Here is a 22,756-nt window from a genome sequence, read left to right as displayed (position 1 = left end):
ACAGAGTAAAGGCCGATTCTCACGAAATCGGCCTTCACACCAGTAAGAATGTCGAACCTTAGAGGGTCGAGTCGAGGATGCCCTTCATCCACGACGGGTGTTCCAGCACCTTGCCGCAGCCGATGGCGACGCAGGACAGCGGATCATCGGCGACTTGGACCGGCAGGCCGGTGTGATCGCGGATCTCGGCATCCAGACCGCGAAGCAGTGCGCCACCGCCGGTCAGCATGATGCCCTTGTCGGCGATATCGGCAGCCAGTTCCGGCGGGGTGGCTTCCAGAGCGACCTTCACGGCCTCGACGATCTGTGCGACCGGCTCGGCCAGAGCTTCCGAAGCCTGACGCTCGCTCATCTTCACTTCGCGCGGCACGCCCTGCATCAGGTCGCGGCCCTTGACCTCGATCGACAGGCCTTCGCCGTCGGCAGGCGTACGGGCGGTGCCGATATCCTTCTTGATGCGTTCGGCGGTCGTTTCACCGATCAGCAGGTTGTGGTTACGGCGCATGTAGCTGATCAGCGCGTCGTCCATCATGTCGCCGCCAACGCGCACCGAGCGCGAATAGACGATACCCGACAGCGACAGCACGGCCACCTCGGTCGTACCACCACCGATATCGACAACCATCGAGCCGGTCGGCTCGTGGATCGGCAGGCCGGCACCGATAGCGGCGGCCATCGGCTCGTCGATCAGGCCGACGCGGCGAGCCGAAGCGTTCAGGCACGAGTCGTTGATGGCGCGACGCTCAACAGCGGTAGCGCCCGACGGAACGCAAACAATCATCTTCGGATTCACGAAACCCTTGCGGTTGTGAACCTTGCGGATGAAGTGCTTGATCATTTCCTCGGCGACTTCGAAGTCGGCGATAACGCCATCGCGCATCGGGCGAATGGCTTCCATGTGGCCCGGAGTACGGCCCAGCATCTGCTTGGCTTCGAGGCCGACAGCGTGAACGATCTTGCGACCGCCCACATTTCGCAAAGCGACCACGGACGGTTCGTTCAGAACGATCCCCTTGCCGCGCATGTAAATCAGGGTGTTGGCCGTGCCCAGATCCATCGCGATGTCGTTGGAGATCATGCCGAAGAGTGGTGAGAACATGCGTCGGTTACCGCTATGTATGTTTTAGGCCTGTTAGGGCGCTGAAAGGTTTGGTCTGCAACGGCAATTGCCCCCGCCCTCACACCACAGGTGGTGTGATGGCCCTTTTGACGTCCTTGCCAAGCCGACTGAAGTTTCGGTTTGCCCTTATGATGCGACGATTGCAAGCGCCTAAGCGATACGATCAACCGCTTGTGCAGCCATAAGTATAATTCTGTCAGGAAGATGGTGATTCCAAATCCCTTTCCGGGATTGTTACACCTATCGCAGGCCGTCCGATTTACGGCTGCGCTGGCGGGCGACGATCCACCGCTTGGTCATCAGCATGACCAACAGCCAGAAGCCGGCCAATGCGGCCAGAATGAAGGACGACCATACGCCATCGCCCCTGACCGCCGTGACCAGTGAACCACCGAAAAAGGCGATAACCGCCGTCTTGGGAAGGCTGCCTAGGCCGCACCCCGCCAGATAGGCCCAGAAGTTGGCCCGCACCGCCCCGAACGCTGCGTTGACGATGACAAACGGGGCCGATGGCACATTACGGATGACAAAGCTGGCCACAAAGGCATTACGCCCAATCAGGGCCTGAACCTTTTCATAGCCGACACCGCCGACGCCCTGCAGCCACCGCGCTGCCGGACCACGCCCCAGCCAATAGGTTACCGCCGCCGAGACCACGGTCGCGACCCAGCTATAGGCAAAGCCGTGCCACGGCCCGAATACCAGCACGCATATTCCCACCAGCAGGAACTGCGGCGCGCCGATCAAGGCGGCGGCGGTAAACAAGCCGATTGACGCCGCCAATCCCCATGGCCCCGCGCGATAACCGCCCAACCAGTGTGCGACCTCGTCCTGTCCGTCGATGAAAAACTGTTTGCCGAATGCAAAGAGCGCCGCCGTACAGACCACCAGCGTCAGTCCCGCCACGACCGTGCTCCATCGGCGCGTCATCAGCTCAGCGACACTCGACACTGTACGCTTGAACACGGCCTTTGCCCCGCTCTCAACCAACGTCGCGATTGCCCGCGCAACGGGTCGATTCAGACCACAAAACTGACCGTCTGTCGCATAAATCTCGCTCAACGCAGGGAAATGCGCCGCAATGCGCGCACAAAGATTGTGCTATCGAACAGCAGTGGGTAACTACCCTCGCCTCCCCGGCACATTCGTGAATCGTTCAGACGGGATTACTATGTCCAGCCTTCAGTCGTCCGCCCTTGCCCGCGTTAAGCCCTCGGCCACCATCGCCGTGACTGCTCGTGCGCGCGAACTCAAACGCGAGGGCCGCGACGTGATCGGTCTGGGCGCAGGCGAGCCGGATTTCGACACGCCGGAAAACATCAAACAGGCCGCAATCGACGCGATCCAGCGCGGTGAAACCAAGTACACCGATGCCGACGGCATGCCGGAACTGAAGGCCGCCATCGTGGCCAAGTTCGCGCGCGAGAACGGCCTGAAGTACGAGACCAACCAGATCCACGTCGCTCCGGGCGGCAAGCCGGTCATCTATAACGCCATGCTGGCGACCCTGAACCCGGGTGACGAAGTCATTGTTCCGGCCCCTTATTGGGTGTCGTATCCGGACATGGTCCTGCTGGCTGGCGGTGAGCCAGTCACCGTGATTGGCGAAGAGGCTGACGGCTTCAAACTGCGCCCCGACGTTCTGGAAGCGGCGATCACGCCCAAGACCAAGTGGCTGATCCTGAACTCGCCGTCCAACCCGACCGGTGCCGCCTATACCCGCGCCGAGCTGGAAGCTCTGGCCGGCGTGCTGCGCAAGCACCCGCACGTCTGGGTGTTGACCGACGACATGTACGAGCACCTCGTCTATGACGGCTTTGAGTACACCACCATCGCACAGGTCGCGCCGGACCTGATCGACCGCACCCTGACTGTCAACGGCGTGTCCAAGGCCTATTCGATGACCGGCTGGCGTATCGGTTACGCCGGTGGCCCCAAGCCGCTGATCGACCTAATGCGTAAGGTGGCCAGCCAGACGACGTCGAACCCGACCTCGATCTCGCAATGGGCCGCTGTTGAAGCCCTGAACGGCACCCAAGACTTCCTCGTGCCGCGCGCCGAAGCCTTCAAGAAGCGCCGCGACCTTGTTGTCGGCATGCTGAACGCCGCCGAAGGCATCACCTGCGCCACGCCGGAAGGGGCTTTCTATGTCTATCCGTCGTGCGCTGGCGTGATCGGCAAGACCGCCCCGTCGGGCGTGGTCATCGAGAACGACGAAGTCTTCACCACCGAACTGCTGAACGCCGAGGGCGTGGCGGTTGTGCAGGGCTCAGCCTTTGGTCTGGCTCCCTACTTCCGCATCTCTTACGCCACCTCGGAAGCAGCGCTGACCGAAGCCTGCACCCGCATCCAAAAGTTCTGCGCTTCGCTGAAGTAATCCACGCAGAGCGTTGAAATATAAAGGCGCTGGAGGATCACCCTCCAGCGCCTTTTCTTTTATCTCTGATCCAGAGGCAGGATATCGATCGTCAGCGGCTGTCCCAGAAATGATCCGCACCACCGGATGGCATCCTGCAGATTATCACGCCCGCCATTGTCGCGACGGGTCAGCCTGCAGACCCTGCCCTGCCCCATACTGTTGTCGGAGGAAGCTGCGACCAGAATTCTGGTTCGGCGCCCGCTGTCGCGCTGGGCGATATAGACGACGCTGTCCTGCGGCTGGATATCCAGCTCCGCCTGAACGGGCAGGTCCAGCAGGGCGCGGTACTGGATGCCCGTGCCGTTATCGTTCAGTTCGAACAGTTCGGCGATATATCGGTCGCCCGCCTCACCGCTGAGGGTAAAGCGCGGTTGCGGTGCCGACTGCTGCATCGAGATAAAACCTATCAGGACCCAAGCAGCCAGCATCACCTCAATCTCCGATCAGGCGCCGCGACTGACGGCGTAGTCGGCGACGTCTTCCAGCGCCTTGCGCCACGGGCTGTCAGGCAAGATCGAAAGCGCGGCCTTGGCCTGATCGGCGTATTCGTAAGCGCGGTCCAGCGTGCCGGTGATGGCACCACAGTCCCGCATCAGCTTCAGCGCCGTATCAAAGTCGCCGTCCTTGCGATCGCCCTTGTCGACGGTGCGGGTCCAGAAGTCGGCGTGGGTCGCCTTGGTGCGCTCGATCGCCAGCAACAGCGGCAGGGTGACCTTGCCTTCGTTGAAGTCGTCACCGGCGTTCTTGCCCAGCGCCTCGGACGTCGCGCCATAGTCCAGTGCATCGTCCGCCAGCTGGAAGGCAATGCCCAGAGCCATGCCGTATTCACGCATGGCGGCCACCTTGTCTGCCGAAACGCCTGCGCCCAGCGCGCCCGTTTCGGATGCTGCCGCAAACAGTTCAGCCGTCTTGGCGCGGATGATCTGAAGATAGGTGTCTTCGTCGAGGTTCACATCGTGCGAGCGGGTCAGCTGAAGCACCTCGCCCTCGGCGATCACCGACGATGCCGTCGCCAGCACCCCCAGCGCCTTGATGGAGTCCGTCTCGACCATCAGTTCGAACGCACGCGCGAACAGGAAGTCGCCCACCAGCACCGACGAAGCCGCCCCCCAGATCAGATGGGCAGCAACCTTGCCGCGACGCATCTCCGAGCCATCGACGATGTCGTCGTGCAGCAGGGTAGCGGTGTGAATGAACTCGACCGAGGCGGCCAGCTTGCGGGCGGCGAGGATATCGCCCTCACCACCGACGGCGCGGGCCGACGCCACGGTCAGCAGCGGACGCAGACGCTTGCCGCCAGCGGCAATCAGGTGCTCGGCCAGCGCCGGAATCACCGGCACATCGGACTGCATGCGCTCGACGATCAGGGCGTCGACCGCCTTCATATCCTCTTTGGCCAGGGCGACGAGTGCGTTCACATCACCCTTGGGGCGGGCGGCGGCGATGCTTGCGTCCACGGATATCTCTTTCAAGTCTTGGGCAAAATGCGAATTCTGCCCGAAATTCAGTCTGCGTCGTCTTGCTCCGATGCATTGGCGCGCACAATGGTGTTGGCACCATGACGGGTCAAGCCGAACAAGACACTCAAACCGCTCCATCCACCACGGAAACGCATCTCCTTGGGGGACGTGTGTCTTTACGGCAGCCCGCAAAGGGCTATCGCGCAGGTATGGACGCCGCCCTTCTGGCCGCATCGGTCGCGCCCAAGGCAGGCGAGCGCGTCATCGAAGCGGGTTGCGGTGCGGGTGCCGTTCTCATGCAGATCGCCCTGCGCCATCCGCAGGTCAGCGTGACCGGACTGGAACGCGATCCGTTCGCCTATGAGCTGGCCGTGCATAACGCACAGGCCAATAATGTGGCCGACCGCGCCCACATCATCCACGGCGATGTGGCCAACCGCTTCAAGGCGCTGAACCTGCCGACGTTCGACTGGGCCGTCAGCAACCCGCCCTATTTCGATGACCCGAACACAATCCGCGCCCCTGCTGAGGAACGGCGCGGCGCATGGATCGCCGATCACGGTCTGAAAGCGTGGACCGAGTTTCTGGTGAAATCCGTGCGCGAGGGCGGAAAAATCGTCATCGTCCACCGCGCCGACCGTCTGGCCGACATCCTGTCTCTGCTGGCCCCCAAGGCAGGCTCATTCGCCATCCGCCCCGTCCATTCCTTTGCCGACGAACCAGCCAAGCGCGTGCTGGTTCAGGCGACCAAGACAGGCAAGGCCCCCTTGCGCCTTCTGCCGCCGCTGGTCTTGCATCCCCGCACAGGTCCCAAACACACGCCCGAGGCCGAAGCCATCCTGCGCGGCGAAGCGGACTTGGCGTTCTGACCCTTGGGGGCGTATGAGGCGCGCATGTCTATCCGCACCCTCTTCCCGACCCAGATCTACGAAACCTCCGTCGCCGCCGACAAAGGCTGGGCCGAGCTGCATGAGGAACTGCTCGATCTGTGCCTCGTCATGGGCGAAGAGGACGAGGCGGGCATCAAATGGTGCGAGGACAACCACTATCCGGGCTATACTTCCTATGGGTCGATCAATGACCTGCCCCAGCGTTTCCCCGAGTTTGCCGAACTGAAGCGCATCCTCGACAAGCACGCCCATGCCTATGCCAAGGCGCTGAACTTCGATCTGGCGCGCAAGCCCAAGCTGGACAACCTGTGGGTCAACATCCTGATGCCGGACGGCGGGCACACGGGCCATATCCACCCGCACTCGATCATTTCCGGCACCATCTACATCCACATCCCCGACGGCGCGTCCTCACTCAAGATGGAAGATCCGCGCCTTGTGATGATGATGAACCGCCCCGGCGTGACCGAGGCCGCGACCGAGGCCGAAAAGCCGTTTGTCTATCTGAAGCCTCAGGCTGGAACGATCCTGATGTGGGAAAGCTGGCTGCGCCACGAAGTGCCCGCCAACCGCGCCACCGAGCAACGCATCTCGATCAGCTTCAACTATAGCTGATCAAGCCGCCGTCAGGCGGTCCCACGCCTGCATGGACTTTGCGATGGCGGTCCCGCGAACTGGGCAGCCGCAAGATCACCGTCAATCTGGTCCGCCCCGGCCAGACCAATACCGATACGAACCCGGCGGACGGCGAACTGGCGTCGATGGTCACCAACACCATTCCTGTCGGTCGCTATGGCCGCCCCGAAGAGATCGCCAAGGCCGTGGCCATCCTTGCCGGTCCCGATGCTGCCTTCATTACAGGTACAGGAATTACCGCCGACGGAGGCTCTATCGCCTGATGATCAGCCGCCTGCGGATCCATGCCGACAGGCGGCAATCCTTTTTCGGACCACGCATCATTTTGAGGCGTCGCGGGTTTAGTCCTGAGTTCATTTTATTCAGGGCTGTTACCTATGAAATCCAAACCCATGATCGCCGTGGTTGTCGGCCTCGTCCTGCTCGTCATTGGCGGCTTTATGCAGTTTCGCGGCACGACGCCCGCGGCCAACCCCGAGCTGACTGCCGCCTGCCGCGCTGAAATGCAGAACCGTGGTGGCAATGCAGACCTGATCAAACAATGCGACGATCAAGCGTTCGCTTCGGCCATCACGGCCACCGACGCCCGATCGGCAGCCCAATCCATCAGCGCCGCCAATCGTCAGGAAGTCGGCGGCAACATGATCTCCATGTTCCTGATCGGACTTGGTCTGGCCCTTTTGGTCGTCGGCTTAATCCGCACCGCCACCCAACGCAAGGCAGCAGCCTGACGTCTATCTGCGATCAAATCTGCTGAAAGACAGGTTTGATCGCAGCGCCCGTTTGAGAGTTGCAGTCGGCCACAGGACGGTTTGAGGCGCTTTTATCGGCAGATTAGGGGCGACAATGGTCGCGCCGGATTTGCCCTTTTGCCCCCCAATCGCTACATCCCCCTGCAACTCTCCCAATTCCTCTGAATCAAGGGCGCGACGCACCGAATGGCGCAACAATATATTTTCCAGATGCAGGGCCTGACCAAGGCCTACCCCGGCGGCAAGAAAGTCTTCGAGAACATCTGGCTCAGCTTCTATAACGACGCCAAGATCGGCGTGGTCGGCGTGAACGGCTCGGGTAAGTCCACCCTGCTGAAGATCATGGCCGGTCTGGACAACGAATATCAGGGTGAAGCCCGTGCTGCCGATGGCATCAAGCGCGGCTATCTGGAACAAGAGCCGCAGCTCGATCCGAACCTGAACGTCCGCGAAAACGTCGAAGCCTGGTGCGAAGAAAAGCAGTGGGTGAACCGTTTCAACCAGATCGCTGCCGAGCTGGGTGAAAACTACACCGACGAACTCATGGAAGAGATGACCGCTCTCCAGGAGAAGATCGACGCCGCCGACGTGTGGGACATCGACAGCCGTATCGAAATGGCCATGGGCGCCCTGCGCTGCCCGCCGGACGATTGGGCCGTGACCAACCTGTCGGGTGGTGAAAAGCGCCGCGTCGCACTCGCCCGTCTGCTGCTGTCGAAGCCCGACATGCTGCTGATGGACGAACCGACCAACCACCTGGACGCCGAATCCGTCGCGTGGCTGCAGCACCACCTGGAAAACTTCCCGGGCTGCGTCATCCTCGTGACCCACGACCGTTACTTCCTTGACCAAGTGACCAAGTGGACGCTGGAACTGGACCGCGGCAAAGGCCACCCGCACGAGGGTAACTACTCCTCGTGGCTGGAAGCCAAGCAGAAGCGCGTCGTTCAGGAGCAATCGGAATCGGAAGCCCGCCAGCGCGCCCTTACCCGCGAACTGGAATGGGTCCGTTCGGGTGCCAAGGCCCGTCAGGCCAAGTCGAAGGCCCGTCTGGCCGCCTATGAGCGCATGGTGGAGGAACAGGAGTCGCAACGCGGCGCCCAGACCTACGCCCACATCCAGATCCCGCCGGGCCCGCGCCTCGGTAACGTGGTGCTGGAAGTCAATGGCCTGTCCAAGAAGTTCGGCGACAAGCAGCTCTTCAAGGACCTGACCTTCAAGCTGCCGCCGAACGGTATCGTTGGCGTCATCGGCCCGAACGGTGCCGGTAAGTCGACCCTGTTCAAGCTGATCACCGGTCAGGAAACCCCGGACGAAGGCACCATCCGTGTCGGCGAGACCGTGAAGCTGGCCTATGTCGACCAGTCGCGCGATGACCTGAAGCCTGAAGACACCATCTGGCAGGCCATTTCGGGCGGCACCGACGTGATGATGGTCGGCAAGCGCGAGATCAACACCCGCGCCTACGTCGGCTCGTTCAACTTCAAGGGCGGCGACCAACAGAAGAAGGTCGGCCTGCTGTCGGGCGGTGAGCGCAACCGCGTCCACCTTGCCAAGACGCTGGCCACCGGCGGCAACCTGATCCTGCTCGACGAACCGACCAACGACCTGGACATCGAAACCCTGCAGAACCTCGAAGAGGCTCTGGAAGAGTTCGCCGGCTGCGCCGTGGTCATCAGCCACGACCGCTGGTTCCTTGACCGTCTGGCCACCCACATCCTCGCCTTCGAAGGTGACGGTCACGTGGAATGGTTCGAAGGTAACTTCGAAGCCTACGAACAGGACAAGATGCGCCGCCTTGGTGCCGACAGCATCATTCCGAAGCGTATCCAGCACCAGAAGTTCGGCCGCTAAACCAATCTTTCGCTGACCGGATCAACGGCCTCGCCCACCACGGGCGGGGCCGTTTTTCTTTGCGGCGTGTTAGGTCTGGCCAGATTGGATAACAGCGGTAGTGTAGAGACATGACACGCCCTGCCGTCCTGATCATGAACCGGATGCTGGCACCGCTCAGCCCGTTCCTCGAAACCCAGTTCGATGTCTATCGCCTGTGGGAAGGCCCGCCGGTCGAGGCCGCCAGCGACATTCGGGCCATTGTCACCGCTGGCGAGGAGCCACTGGACAAGCCCGTCATCGAAAAGCTGCCCAATCTGGAACTGGTGGCCTGTTTCACCGCCGGATACGACGGGCTGGATATCGAATGGTGCCGACAGCGCGGCTTGAAGCTCAGCCACTCGCCCAATGTGAACCACGAGGACGTGGCCGATCTGGCCATGGGGCTGATCCTTGCCGCCCGCCGCGAGATTGTCGCCGGACATGCCAAGGTCCTCACCGGCGACTGGAGCCTTGAACAGCGCAATATCACCGGATCGCTTCAGGGCCAGAAGGTCGGCATTGTCGGACTGGGAGCCATTGGCGAGGCGGTCGCCAGGCGTGCCTCGGCCTTCAATCTAGAGGTGCAGTGGTGGGGGCCGCGGCCCAAGCAGACGGCATGGAAACGCGCCGACAGCCTGAAACAACTGGCCAGCGATACGGATATTCTGGTCGTGGCCTGTCGCGCGGATGACAGCAATCGCGGACTGATAGACGCCGATGTCATTCAGGCTGTCGGACCGCAGGGGATCATCGTCAACGTCTCGCGCGGCTCTCTGGTCAATGAGGACGCCCTTATCGCCGCGCTGAAAACCGGCCAGTTGGGCGGTGCCGCGCTGGATGTCTTTGAGACCGAACCGACGCCTTCCTCGCGCTGGATCGATGTGCCGAATATCCTGTTGTCCCCACATGCAGGCGGTGCCACGACCAACGGGGTACAGGGGATGCTGCTTTTGACGCTGCAAAACCTGTCGGCCCACTTCGCCGGACAACCCTTGGTTACGCCGATACCGGAATAAATCGTGTTCTGCGCGACCGATTTGGTGCGCAAATTGGATAATCCATTCCACTGAGCAGTCAGTTGCGGGACATAAGTGTTCGCCTGTGCTAAGATTTTTCTTGCATAATCATATAAAGATATCTTTATATGGGGCATGAACCTGACTGCAGACCAGACTGTCGAGATTCTGCGCGCCGCTGGCGAGCCGACCCGACTGCGTATCCTGTCCCTACTGGCCGCCGAGGAACTCTCGGTGATGGAGCTGTCCCGCGTCCTGGACCAAAGCCAGCCGCGTGTCTCGCGCCACCTGAAGCTGATGGCCGATGCGGGTCTGATCGAACGTTTTCCTGATGGCGCGCGCGTCTTCTACCGCTTGTCGCACGATGCGCTGGCACGCCGCCTGACCGATACGGTTCTCGATCTCCTGTCGGATGACGAAGGCGAAGCGGACCACCGCCGTCTTGAAGAGGTGCGCCGTGAACGCGCCGAGGAAGCGGCCCGTTATTTCGAACAGGTCGCGCCCCAGTGGGACAAGATGCGATCGCTCTATGTCTGCGAAAGCGACGTCGAAGCAGCCGTCATCCGCGCTGTCGGCACCGGACCGTTCGAGCGCGTTGTCGATCTTGGCACGGGGTCGGGACGCATGCTGACCCTGCTGGGCAAGAATGCCCGCATGTCGGTGGGCCTGGACCTGAGCCAGAACATGCTGAACATCGCCCGCGCCAATGTGACCAAGGCCGGTCTGGAAGGCGTGGAACTGCGCCACGGCGACATCTTCTCGACCCGCCTGCCCGAACGCAGCGCCGATCTGGTGATCGTGCATCAGGTTCTGCACTATCTGAACGATCCGGCCGCCGCGATTGCCGAGGCCGCACGCGTCGTCTGCCCCGGCGGGAAGCTGCTGATCGTTGATTTCGCTCCTCACAATTTCGAGCATCTGCGCGAGGCCCATCAGCACCGCCGCCTCGGCTTTGCCGATGAGGAAATCGCGCAATGGCTGGAAACGAGTGGGCTTGAAGCCTCTGCCCCCATCATTCTGCCACCCGACCGCGAAGGTCTGACCGTACACATCTGGACCGGCACCCGTCCGGTCGACTCTGCCCGAAAGAGCGCCTGACATGGCCCCCTCCTCTCTCGCCGAAGCCCGCGCCCTGCTGCTGTCGCCGCTGGGTCCCGTGGCCCGCGCCGGTAACAGCAAGAATCCGGTCAATGTTTCGTTCGAGTTCTTCCCGCCCAAGACGGACGAGGCCGAGGCCAATCTGTGGAAGGCCATCCGCCGTCTGGAGCCGCTGAACCCTGCCTTCGTATCGGTAACCTATGGCGCTGGTGGCTCGACGCGTGAACGTACCCACCGCACGGTTCAACGCATCATCACCGAAACATCGCTGCGTCCGGCGGCCCACCTGACCTGCGTCGAGGCCAGCCGCGAGGAGGTGGACGAGGTGATCGAGGGCTATAAGTCCATCGGCGTGGACCACATCGTGGCCCTGCGCGGCGACCCGCCCGGTGGCAACGGCATCGGCGGCGTCTATCAGCCCCGCGCCGACGGCTATGCCAACGCCACCGAACTGGCCCGCGCCATCAATGCGGTCGGCGGCTTCGACATCACTGTTGGTGCATACCCCGAGAAACACCCCGAAAGCCCGTCCATCCAGCACGATCTGGATGTTCTGAAGGCCAAACAGGATGCCGGAGCCACCCGCGCCGTGACCCAGTTCTTCTTTGATCTGGACGCCTTCCTGCGCTTCCGCGATCAGGTACGCGCCGCGGGCATCACGCTGAAGCTCATTCCGGGCATCATGCCGGTGTCGAACTTTGCCGGTCTGCAACGCATGACCTCGGCCTGCGGTACCGCCCTGCCCGACTGGCTGGCCGCCCACTTCGACGGTCTGGATAACGACCCCGAGACGCGCAAGCTGATCGCCGCCTCGGTCGCCGCCGAAACCTGTGCCCGCCTTCAGGAAGAAGGCTTCGAGGACTTCCACTTCTACACCCTGAACCGTGCCGATCTGGTCTATGCCATCTGCCGCGTTCTGGGCGTGCGTGAACAAAAGGCTGCTTGAGTTATGGCTTTGACCCGCTCCGAACGTATCGCGGCGCTCTATAAGGCAGCCAAGGATCGTATTCTGGTTCTGGACGGCAGCTGGGGCGTGATGATCCAGCGCGAGAACCTGTCCGAGGAAGACTTCCGCGGCGAGCGGTTCGCCAACCACAGCCACCCGCAGAAGGGCAACAACGACCTTCTGATCCTGACCCGTCCCGACATCGTGGCGGGCCTGCACGACGTTTATTACAGCGTCGGCGCGGACATCTCCGAGACCAACACCTTCTCGTCCACGACCATCGCGCAGGCCGACTACGGGCTGGAAGATGCGGTCTATGATCTGAACTATGAGGGTGCCCGTATCGGTCGCGAGGTCGCTGACCGCTGGACCGAGAAGGAGCCGCACAAGCCGCGCTTTGTCGCCGGTGCCATTGGCCCGACCAACCGCACCCTGTCGCTCAGCCCCGATGTGAACGATCCGGGCTACCGCGCTGTTTCCTATGACGAGGTCTATAACGCCTACAAGCAGCAGGCGAAGGCCCTGCATGACGGCGGCGTGGACCTGTTCCTGATCGAGACCGTCTTTGACACCCTGAACGCCAAGGCTGCGATCAAGGCCGTGAAGGACCTCGAGGACGAGGGCTATGAGCCCCTGCCCATTTGGATTTCGGGCACCATCACCGACCGTTCGGGCCGCACCCTGTCGGGCCAGACGGCAGAGGCCTTCTGGAACTCGGTACGCCACGCCAAGCCGTTCGCCGTGGGCTTCAACTGCGCCCTCGGCGCCGAGCTGATGCGTCCGCACATCGCCGAACTAAGCCGCGTCGCCGACACCCTCGTCAGCGCTTATCCGAACGCGGGCCTGCCAAACGCCATGGGCCAGTACGACGAAGAACCGCACGAGACAGGCCACTTCATCGAGGAATGGGCCAAGTCGGGTCTGGTCAATATCGTCGGCGGCTGCTGCGGCACCACGCCCGACCACATCAAACACATCGCCGACGAAGTGGCGGGCGTGGACCCGCGCACCATTCCGGAACGCCCCGTCGCGCTACGACTGTCGGGTCTGGAACCGTTCGAACTGGTCGCCTGATGTCTGACCTGCTGACGTTGGCCGACCAACTGGACGCGACCACCGACGAGCAGTTCGTCACGTGGGAGCGGACAGGCACCGGCTTCACCTATGCCAAATACGCGCCTGTCTTCCACGCGTGGGAGCGGGCGCTGGGGGCCATCGGTCTTGGCGGGCCGTCGGATGTCTATGACCGCATGCTGAAGGGTGAGCGGATACCGAACCCGTCGCTGGAAACCATTGCCGCCGCCGATCAGGCCACCCTGCTCGGCTATGCCACCTATATCGTGCGTTCCGAGAAGTTCAGCGAGGGCCACATCGCCGCTTGCCACCGCAAGGGCTACCTCGCCGCTATCGTCCGCCGCCTTGCCCAACTGGAAAACGCCTGATGCGCCCCACCTTCATCAACGTCGGCGAACGGACCAACGTCACCGGCTCGGCCAAATTCCGCAAGCTGATCGTCGAGGGTGATTACACCGCCGCGCTGGACGTCGCCCGCCAACAGGTCGAGGCCGGTGCTCAGATCATCGACGTGAACATGGACGAGGGCCTTCTGGATGGTCCCAAGGCCATGAAGACCTTCCTGAACCTGATCGCCGCCGAGCCGGACATCGCCCGCGTGCCGATCATGATCGACTCCTCCAAATGGGAGGTGATCGAGCAAGGCCTGAAGTGCGTTCAGGGCAAGCCGATCGTCAACTCGATCTCGATGAAGGAAGGCGAGGACGCCTTCCGCCATCACGCCGTGCAATGCCTGCGCTACGGGGCCGCCGTAGTGGTTATGGCCTTTGACGAGCAGGGTCAGGCCGACACCGCCGCCCGCAAGATCGAAATCTGCACCCGCGCCTACAACATCCTCGTCAACGAGGTCGGCTTCCCGCCCGAAGACATCATCTTCGACCCCAATATCTTCGCCGTGGCGACGGGCATCGAGGAACACGACAACTATGCCGTGGACTTCATCGAGGCCACGCGGGTCATCAAGCAGACTCTCCCCTATGCGCGGGTATCGGGCGGCGTCTCGAACGTGTCGTTCAGCTTCCGAGGCAATGAGCCGGTGCGCCGCGCCATCCACTCGGTCTTCCTCTACCACGCCATCAATGCGGGCATGGATATGGGCATCGTCAATGCGGGCGACCTGCCCGTCTATGACGACATCGACCCCGAACTGCGCGAGACCGTCGAGGATGTGATCCTCAACCGTCCGCAACGCACCAATGTCTCGAACACCGAGCGTCTGGTGGACATGGCCCCGCGCTACAAGGGTGAAAAGGGCGCGGCCAAGGTCGTCGATCTGGCATGGCGCGATCAGCCGGTCGGCAAGCGGATCGAACACGCCCTGGTCAACGGCATCACTGAATTCATCGAAGCCGACACCGAGGAAGCCCGCGCCCAGTCCGAACGCCCCCTGCACGTCATCGAAGGCCCGCTGATGGACGGCATGAACGTCGTCGGTGACCTGTTCGGCGCAGGCAAGATGTTCCTGCCGCAGGTGGTGAAGTCCGCCCGCGTGATGAAGCAGGCGGTCGCCTATCTGGAGCCCTTTATGGAGGCGGAAAAGGCCGGCAAGCCGCGCGAACAGGCGGGCCGCATCCTGATGGCAACCGTGAAAGGCGATGTGCACGATATCGGCCAGAACATCGTCGGCGTCGTGCTTCAGTGCAACAACTACGAGGTGGTGGACCTTGGCGTGATGGTGCCCGCCGATCGCATCATCGACGAGGCCATCGCCCACAACTGCGACATCATCGGCCTGTCTGGCCTGATTACCCCGTCGCTGGATGAAATGGTGTTTGTCGCCTCCGAAATGGAGCGGCGCGGCCTGAACATCCCTCTGCTGATTGGCGGCGCCACCACCAGCCGCACCCACACGGCGGTCAAGATCGAGCCTGCCTATAAGGCCGGATCGACCACCTATGTCGTCGATGCCAGCCGCGCCGTCAGCGTCGTTTCGGGCCTTCTGTCCAAGACCGACAAGGACAAGAACGAGGCTGCAACCCGCGAGGACTATGCCCGCATCCGCGAGCAATATGCCCGTGGTCAGGAAGTGAAGGCCCGCGCCGCCCTGCCCGCCGCCCGCGCCAACCGCTTCCGCGCCGAAAATCCGGCACCGCCGCCCGCGCCGTCTTTCATCGGCACCCGCGCCTATGAGTGGGACCTGAAGGATCTGGCCGACCACATCGACTGGACGCCCTTCTTCGCCAGCTGGGAGCTGATCGGGCGGTTCCCGCAGATTCTGGACGACGATATCGTGGGCGAGGCCGCACGCGACCTGTACCGCGACGCCCGCGCCATGCTGGACCGTATCGTCTCAGAGAAATGGTACACGGCCAAGGGCGTAGTCGGCTTCTGGCCCGCCAATGCCAAGGGCGACGACATTGTGGTCTGGGCCAACGATGACCGCCGCGAACAGATCGCCACCTTCCACGGCCTGCGCCAACAGATCGCCAAGAACAATGGCAAGCCGAACCTGTGCCTGTCCGACTTCGTGGCCGAAGACGGTGCCGACTATATCGGTGCCTTTGCCGTCACGGCGGGCCACGGCGAGCTGGCCAAGGCCGCAGAGTTCAAGGCAGCAGGCGACGACTATTCCGCCATCATGGCGACGGCGCTGGCCGACCGTCTGGCCGAAGCCTTTGCCGAGCGCCTGCATAAGGAAGTCCGCACCAAGCTGTGGGGCTATGCCGCCGACGAGGACCTGCCGGTTCAGGACCTGATCGAAGAGAAATACAAGGGCATCCGCCCTGCCCCCGGCTATCCGTGCCAGCCGGACCACACGGAAAAGGCCACCCTGTTCCGCCTGCTCGATGCCGAGAAGGCGGCGGGCATGGAACTGACCGAAAGCTATGCGATGAACCCGCCCGCCTCGGTCAGTGGCCTCTATTTTGGCCACAACGAAAGCCACTACTTTGGCGTCGGCAAAATCGATCGCGATCAGGTCGAAGACTACGCCGCCCGCAAGGGCTGGGACATTGCCACCGCTGAAAAATGGCTGGCCCCGATCCTGAACTATCAGCCCTGAAGCTGCTGAAAACAAAAATGAGGGGCGGTGGATCAACCACCGCCCCTCCTTTTTGCCCTAGAGCCAGATCGCCTTAGAAGTCGGCGGTCAGACCCACGAACATGAACCGACCCATCGAGTCGTAGACTTGCGGATAGGTGTTGTTGCTGCCCAGCGATTGCGAACCGGCATCTTGGGTCAGCGGCGGATCGATATCGAACACATTGTTGATACCGGCACGAACCTTGAGGTTGTGACGGGCCTGCCAGGTGACTGCCAGGTCGATGTAGTTACGGTCGCTGAGTTCGTACTCCGCCGATGCCGGAGCACCACCCAGGCTACCGTCGGGAGCGAGGTGAGCTTGGGTCACACTGCCGATATGGCGCCAGGTGGCCGTCAGATCGACGTTCCACGGGGTCATCCACGTCACACGGGCGCGGTGACGCCATTCCGGGTTCGGCAGCACGCAGACGCTGCCATAGTAACCTGCGCAGTCATAGACGCTGTTCGAGAAGCCCAGACCGGTGTCGGTTTCGAGGCTTTGCAGCCAGGTGCCCGACATACCAAAGGCCAGACGGCCCATGTCCGTCGCGCCCCAGTCGCTCAGGTCAACCGAGTAGTTGGCGTTCAAGTCGATGCCAGACGTGCGCTGGCCACCGATGTTGACACTCGTGTCCTCAACGTGGCCCTCGTTCAGCCACAGCGAACCGGTTCGTGCGTCACGTTTGATGCGCTCGCACATCTGGGTCATGTTCGCGACATAGCAGGCATCGAAGATGTTCTGAATGCCGAGGTTGCCGATCAGGTTTTCGACCTTGATGTCATAATAGTCGAGCGACAGGTTGAAGCCCGGCAGGAAGCGCGGCGTAAACACAGCACCAAAGGTGAAGGTCTCGGCCTCTTCCGGCGTCAGGTTGGTATTACCGCCCTGTTTGAAGCTGTACTGGTCGGACGGGTTGTACAGCAGTGGGTCCGCAGCCTGCGCCGCGGTAACCTGCCACGGATTGGTACCGATACACGAGGCCGGAACGGCACCGCCGCGGCCCACCGTCGAGCACGGATCAAACTTGGCATACGACAGGTTGTAGCCGTGGCCCTGGTACAGTTCGATCACGTTCGGAGCACGGACAGCCTTGGAGAAGCTGGCGCGGAAACGCACATCCTCGGTCGGGGCGTAATCCAGACCGATCTTGTAGGTATCGGCCGAATAGTTGTCGTACTTCGAATAGCGATAGGCCATGTCGAGCGACGACGAGTAGACCCACGACTTATTCTCGGCCAGCGGCAGTTGCAGCTCGCCAAAGATTTCCATCACGTCAGCCGAACCCGAATAGCCGATGGTCGGGCCACCTTGACCTGCACCGTCGTTGGCTTCGAACGCGGCATCGGCGTGGGATTCCAGCGCGTCACGGCGATATTCAACGCCGAGAGCTGCCTGAGCCGTCAGGTCCGACCACGGCATCTTCACGCCCAGATCGCCGCTGGCGACAGCCGTCACCATCTGCTGGGTGGTGTAGCCGCTTTGCAGCAGCGGGATCTGAAGATACTTCAGCGCTTCTGGGGTCACGCCACCCGGCGAGAAGATGTTGTACGGCACGCAGTTCTTGTCCGTGCCATCCACAACCGAGCGGCAGGTCGCCACGCCGTTGACATCAACCACGTCGAAGGCACGCGCCAGACGCTCTTTCGAGAAGTCGTTGTTGTAGACGCGATCCAGACCCACGCGCGAGAATTGGCCCGTGACGTCATAGTTCCAGCTGTCGGTCAGTGCGCCGCGAACGCCCGTCACCATCCGGAATGAGTTGTAGTGGATCGAATCCTGACGCGGACCGCCCTCGACGTTACGGCGACCAATCATCATCTCGACTTCGGTTACGGCACCGCCGCAGCCCAGCGTCGTACGCTGTTGTGCCGACAACAGCGGGTTGCCGCACTTCATATTGATGATCGGCCCCATGAAGGCCCCTGCCGGAGCGATCTGTGCCACGGACTTGTAGTCCGAGAACATCAGCTGGGCGTAGGCCTCGGCACGATCATTGATCTTATACGAACCCATGGCACCGAGGATGTAGCGCTCATCCGGGCGCTGGAAGTGCACATTGGCACCATAGTTGTAGACACCCGTCGTCTTGTCGTACGGCACAAAGGTCCCGTTATCGGCACTGCCCCCGATCGTCAGGGTGTCCCCGTTCAGCAGGTTGCGGAACTGGCCCGGGTATGAGGTTCCCGAACCCGAGCAGTAGAAGTTGTACGGGTCCGTTTCTGCGTCCAGACCCAGCGCGCAGGCACCAAAGTCACGCTGGCCGGCGACGATCTCGTTGTTGCGGCGGTAACCCGCATAGGCCATCAGGTTGGCACGGCCGTCATCCGAACCGGTACCCATGATGATGTTGATCGAGCGGCTCTCGCCGTCCGACACATTATCATCAGGCATCACGTATTCAGCCGGATTGCGCTTGGCGCTGTCCAACACGGCACGGCGCACATTGCCCGGACCGTCATAGTCGTTGTTGTGCTGATAGAAGCCGTACTGGGCATCGATCTGCAGGCCACGGAAATCCTTCTTGGTGATGAAGTTCACCACGCCCGAGATGGCGTCCGAGCCGTAGATAGCCGAGGCACCGCCGGTCAGCACTTCGACGCGCTCGATCAGCTGTTCCGGAATTTGGTTCAGGTCGGCTGCCACGTCGTTCGGCGAGCCGTAGCCCATGCGGCGACCGTCGATCAGCACCAGCGTGCGGTTGGCCCCCATATTGCGCAGCGACACCGTGGCGTTGCCGTAGGCACCGTTGGCCGAGGTCGAGTTCTGGGCAGCGAAAGCCTGCGGCAGCTGGGTCACCAGATCTTCGACGCGGGTCACACCGGCGACGTCGATATCCTCGCCGGTCACCTGGGTGATCGGGCTTGTGGTTTCCAGATTGCGCTGACGGATGCGCGAGCCGGTGACGACGATCTGTTCGACTTCGGCGACACCGTCATCGACTTCCTGGGCCGTGGCGGGGGCCGCCATGGCGAAGGTGCAAAGGCCGGCCAACATGGAACCGGCGAGCAGGCCGCGCCTGCCGTGGACTTTCAACATTCCCTCTCCTTTTCGGGACGAATACCCGAGCGATTTAACGGAGCGGAAGAAGAGTTAGTCCTGCGTGGAATATCAAATGTACAGATTGCAATGTTCAGCCAAACACATTGCTCTGTTTCTTTTTAAACACATAAATATTACGACGATATACTCAAATAAGTCGAAGCTGGGCCGAAAATATTACCTTGGCGTAATGATCGTCTATTTGAGACAAAAAGAAGGCGGCAGATTAACATCTGCCGCCCCCAATTCAATCTTCCAGGTGATTCCGGCTTAGAAGTCGGCCGTCAGACCCAGGAAGATGTAGCGACCCATCGCATCATAGAGCTGCGGATAGGTGTTGTTGTTGCCCGTGGTACCCACGCTGGCCGACAGCGGCGGATCGTTGTCCAGCACGTTGTTCACGCCGGCGCGGATCTTCAGGTTGCTGCGGGCTTGCCACGTCATCGCCAGATCGAGGTAGTTACGATCGTCCAGCTCGCGGTCCACACGCGGGCCGCTGTTGTTCAGGCTGCCATCGTCACCCAGCACGGCGATCTCGGTGCCACCGTAGTGACGCCACGTAGCCGACAGGTCCATGTCCCAAGGCGTGATCCAGGTGACACGGGCGCGGTGACGCCATTCCGGGTTCGGCACGCCGCACTGGTTCGCATAGAAGCCGGTGCAGTCGTAGACACTGTTGGCGAAGCCCAGACCGGTGTCGGTCTCGAGGCTTTCCAGCCAGGTACCGGCGAAGCTGAAGGCCAGCGAGCCGTACGAAGGGGCACCCCAGTTTTCCAGATCAACCGAGTAGTTGGCGTTGATGTCGACACCCGAGGTCTTCACGCCGCCGATGTTCACATTGGTATCGACGATGTGGCCGTCGGCCAGCCAGAAGGCACCCGTACCCGGATCACGGTTGATCTGCGAGCACGATTGCGCGTTGTTCGCCGTGTAGCAGGCGTCCAGCACGTTCTGCGCACCGATCTGACCGATCAGGTTGTCGACCTGAATGTCGTAGTAGTCGACCGACAGGTTGAAGCCCGGCAGGAAGCGCGGGGTCAGAACGACACCGAAGGTCAGGGTGTCGGCTTCTTCCGGCTCAAGGTTCGGGTTACCGCCTTGCAGGAAGTTGTACTGGCCCGACGGGTTGTTTAGCAGGTTGTTGGCCGATTGAGCCGCGGTGACCTGCCACGGGTTGGTACCGATACAGGCGGCCGGAACCGGACCTGCATTATTGGCCGCACGACCCGGTGCCGAGCACGGATCATAGTCCAGATCGAACAGGTTGAAGCCCTGGGCAGCGAACATCTCGATCACGTTCGGCGCACGAACAGCACGCGAATAGCTGCCGCGGAAGCGGACGTCTTCGATCGGCGCGTAGTCCAGACCCACCTTGTAGGTGTCGGTCTCGAAGTTCGAGTACTGCGAGTGACGGTAGGCCGCATCCAGCGAGGCCGTGTAGGCCCATGGCTGGTTGTCAGCGATCGGCACCTGAACTTCGACGAAGCCTTCGATGACCGAGGCATTACCGCTGAAGCCGATGGTCGGACCGCCCTGCCCTGCACCGTCGCCGGTGGCGAAGGAGGTGTCGGTGACCGAGTTCAGCGAGTCACGGCGATATTCCGCACCCACAGCGATCTGGATGTTGTTGTTGGCCGTCGAGAAGCCGAAGCCGGTATCGCCGCTGATAACAGCCGACAGCACCTGCTGGGTGGTTTCACCGGTTTGGATCAGCGGGATTTGCAGGTAGTCGAGCGCTTCCTGCGTCACGCCGCCCGGCGAGAAGATGTTGTACGGAACGCAAGCGGTGTCCGTGCCATCCACAACCGACCGACAGGTCGGCACGCCGTTGACGTCAACCACGTCGAACGCGCGGCCCAGGCGGGTGTTGGAGAAGTCGTTCAGATAGGTACGGGCCAGACGAACACGCGAGAACTGGCCGGAAACATCGTAGTTCCAGTTCTCGTTGATCGCGCCACGAACGCCGATGACGCCACGGTAGGACTGGTAGTTGATCGAGTCCTGACGACCGCCGCCTTCAACGTTACGACGACCAATCAGCATGTCGACGGAGGTGGTGCCAGCGTCACAGCCGATAGCCGTGGCCTGTTGAGCCGACAGCAGCGGGTTGGCGCAGCTGACGTTGATGATCGGGCCGAGGAAGGCCCCCGACGGGGCGATTTGTGCAATCGACGAATAGTCCGAGAACATCAACTGGGCGAAGGCCTCAGCCTTGTCGTTCAGCTTATAGGTCCCGAAGGCACCCAGGGTGTAACGCTCATCCGGACGCTGGAAGTAGTTCACCGGACCGAAGTTATAAGCGCCGGTCGCCGTGCTGTACGGCGTGAAGGTGCCGTTGCCCACGCCCGACGAACCGCCAACCGTGAACGCACCATCATTGGCCAGCGAGATGAACTGGCCCGGGAAGGCCGTGCCGGAGCCACCGCAGGTAAAGTCAGTGCCGTTGGCGGCGGTACCGCCCAGCGAACACGAGGAATAGTCGCGCTCGGCACCGATGACCTGATTGTTCTTACGATAGCCGGCATAGGCCATCAGGCTGCCGCGACCATCGTCGGACTTCACGCCCATAACCGCGTTGATCGAGCGGCTTTCACCGTCGACCACGTTGTCGTCCGGCAGGACGAACTGCGACGGGTTCAGTGCAGCACGACCTTGGATGACGTTGCGCAGATTGCCCGGACCATCATAGTCGTTGTTGTGCTGATAGAAGCCGTATTGAGCGTCGATCTGCAGACCTTCGAAGTCCTTCTTCATGATGAAGTTGACGACGCCGGCCACAGCATCCGAACCGTAGATAGCCGAGGCACCACCGGTCAGCACTTCAACGCGCTCAACCAGTTGTTCCGGGATCTGGTTCAGGTCGGCCGCGTCGTCGTTCGGCGAGCCATAGCCCATGCGGCGACCGTCGATCAGCACCAGGGTGCGCGACGAGCCGAGGTTGCGCAGCGAGACGGTTGCGGTACCCGATGCACCGTTCGACACGGTCGAGTTTTGCGCGGCGAAAGCCTGCGGCAGCTGGGCCACCAGGTCCTCGACGCGGGTCACACCGGCAACGTCGATATCCTCACCGGTGACCTGAACGACCGGGCTGGTCGTCTCAAGGTTGCGCTGACGAATGCGCGAGCCGGTAACGACGATGTCGCTCACCTGAGTGGCCTGATCGCCCTCTTGCGGCACGGCTTCCTGTGCAAACGCGGTAGATGCCATTCCGGCGACGGTAAAGCCCGCCAGAATGCTTGTAGCCAATAGACCTGGCCGCCCTCTGAACTTCGACATGTCGAATCCTCCAACAGCATAAAATAAATGCCCGACCGCATGCTGTTATCCGAAAGAGGAATTTGCCACACAATTGCGACATATGTGACATTATCAAGATAATTGAGTCACCTTTTGAACACACGTTATGAC

At 61.8% G+C, this 22,756-nt stretch carries 18 protein-coding genes; 12 read left to right on the top strand and 6 right to left on the bottom strand.

Translation table 11 applies throughout. The annotated features are described in order from the left end of the window. Positions 1-58 precede the first annotated feature (58 nt). Complete coding sequence (locus Q0Y42_RS02275; RefSeq protein ID WP_297799712.1) at positions 59-1,099, bottom strand: rod shape-determining protein; 1,041 nt, start codon at positions 1,097-1,099, stop codon at positions 59-61. Between the two features lie 261 nt (positions 1,100-1,360). Then, complete coding sequence (locus Q0Y42_RS02270) at positions 1,361-2,086, bottom strand: VTT domain-containing protein (RefSeq protein ID WP_297799710.1); 726 nt, start codon at positions 2,084-2,086, stop codon at positions 1,361-1,363. Between the two features lie 205 nt (positions 2,087-2,291). Here Q0Y42_RS02270 and Q0Y42_RS02265 point away from each other — a divergent pair, with 205 nt between their 5' ends. Beyond that, positions 2,292-3,497 carry a pyridoxal phosphate-dependent aminotransferase gene (locus tag Q0Y42_RS02265; RefSeq protein WP_297799707.1) on the top strand — a complete coding sequence of 402 codons (1,206 nt, stop codon included), beginning with the start codon at positions 2,292-2,294 and terminating at the stop codon, positions 3,495-3,497. Between the two features lie 59 nt (positions 3,498-3,556). On the opposite strand, the gene Q0Y42_RS02260 is transcribed toward Q0Y42_RS02265, so the two are convergent. Beyond that, positions 3,557-3,970, bottom strand: coding sequence for a hypothetical protein (locus Q0Y42_RS02260; protein WP_297799705.1), 414 nt, complete (start codon positions 3,968-3,970; stop codon positions 3,557-3,559). Positions 3,971-3,982: 12 nt separating this feature from the next. Next, complete coding sequence (locus Q0Y42_RS02255) at positions 3,983-4,957, bottom strand: polyprenyl synthetase family protein (RefSeq protein WP_297799745.1); 975 nt, start codon at positions 4,955-4,957, stop codon at positions 3,983-3,985. Positions 4,958-5,097: 140 nt separating this feature from the next. Between Q0Y42_RS02255 and Q0Y42_RS02250 the strand changes: the two genes are divergently transcribed. From Q0Y42_RS02250 to metH, 11 genes are all read left to right on the top strand, one after another. Continuing rightward, complete coding sequence (locus Q0Y42_RS02250; RefSeq protein ID WP_297799703.1) at positions 5,098-5,868, top strand: methyltransferase; 771 nt, start codon at positions 5,098-5,100, stop codon at positions 5,866-5,868. A gap of 24 nt (positions 5,869-5,892) precedes the next feature. Then, entirely contained in the window at positions 5,893-6,504 is a 612-nt protein-coding gene (locus Q0Y42_RS02245; RefSeq protein WP_297799701.1) for a TIGR02466 family protein, read from the top strand. 38 nt (positions 6,505-6,542) lie between these two features. Continuing rightward, positions 6,543-6,788 (top strand): SDR family oxidoreductase, encoded by a 246-nt coding sequence (locus tag Q0Y42_RS02240; protein WP_297799699.1) that lies wholly within the window; start codon positions 6,543-6,545, stop codon positions 6,786-6,788. A gap of 114 nt (positions 6,789-6,902) precedes the next feature. After that, the gene (locus Q0Y42_RS02235) at positions 6,903-7,256 is read left to right on the top strand and encodes a hypothetical protein (protein WP_297799697.1); all 354 of its coding nucleotides are present in this window, start codon (positions 6,903-6,905) and stop codon (positions 7,254-7,256) included. A 207-nt stretch (positions 7,257-7,463) separates the two neighbouring features. Then, entirely contained in the window at positions 7,464-9,131 is a 1,668-nt protein-coding gene (gene ettA, locus Q0Y42_RS02230; RefSeq protein ID WP_297799695.1) for an energy-dependent translational throttle protein EttA, read from the top strand. Positions 9,132-9,241: 110 nt separating this feature from the next. Further along, a complete protein-coding gene (locus Q0Y42_RS02225; protein WP_297799693.1) occupies positions 9,242-10,168 on the top strand; it encodes a 2-hydroxyacid dehydrogenase in 927 nt (308 codons plus the stop codon). A 135-nt stretch (positions 10,169-10,303) separates the two neighbouring features. After that, entirely contained in the window at positions 10,304-11,266 is a 963-nt protein-coding gene (locus Q0Y42_RS02220; RefSeq protein ID WP_297799691.1) for a metalloregulator ArsR/SmtB family transcription factor, read from the top strand. Between the two features lies 1 nt (position 11,267). After that, on the top strand, positions 11,268-12,212 hold the full coding sequence (gene metF, locus Q0Y42_RS02215; protein ID WP_297799690.1) for a methylenetetrahydrofolate reductase [NAD(P)H]: 945 nt from the start codon (positions 11,268-11,270) through the stop codon (positions 12,210-12,212). A gap of 3 nt (positions 12,213-12,215) precedes the next feature. Continuing rightward, the gene (locus Q0Y42_RS02210; RefSeq protein ID WP_297799689.1) at positions 12,216-13,286 is read left to right on the top strand and encodes a homocysteine S-methyltransferase family protein; all 1,071 of its coding nucleotides are present in this window, start codon (positions 12,216-12,218) and stop codon (positions 13,284-13,286) included. Next, entirely contained in the window at positions 13,286-13,654 is a 369-nt protein-coding gene (locus Q0Y42_RS02205; RefSeq protein WP_297799687.1) for a DUF6508 domain-containing protein, read from the top strand. Before Q0Y42_RS02210 ends, Q0Y42_RS02205 begins: the two co-directional genes overlap by 1 nt. Further along, a complete protein-coding gene (gene metH / locus Q0Y42_RS02200; protein WP_297799685.1) occupies positions 13,654-16,287 on the top strand; it encodes a methionine synthase in 2,634 nt (877 codons plus the stop codon). Before Q0Y42_RS02205 ends, metH begins: the two co-directional genes overlap by 1 nt. 73 nt (positions 16,288-16,360) lie before the next feature. Here the strand turns inward: metH and Q0Y42_RS02195 are convergent, their stop codons facing one another. Beyond that, positions 16,361-19,345: a TonB-dependent receptor gene (locus tag Q0Y42_RS02195; protein ID WP_297799683.1), complete on the bottom strand. Its 2,985-nt coding sequence runs from the start codon at positions 19,343-19,345 to the stop codon at positions 16,361-16,363. Positions 19,346-19,618: 273 nt separating this feature from the next. Beyond that, positions 19,619-22,594 (bottom strand): TonB-dependent receptor, encoded by a 2,976-nt coding sequence (locus tag Q0Y42_RS02190; protein WP_297799681.1) that lies wholly within the window; start codon positions 22,592-22,594, stop codon positions 19,619-19,621. Between the last annotated feature and the right edge of the window lie 162 nt (positions 22,595-22,756).

This window comes from uncultured Brevundimonas sp. (assembly GCF_947305955.1).
Classification (GTDB): domain Bacteria; phylum Pseudomonadota; class Alphaproteobacteria; order Caulobacterales; family Caulobacteraceae; genus Brevundimonas.
This window is presented reverse-complemented; position numbering and strand designations above follow the sequence as displayed.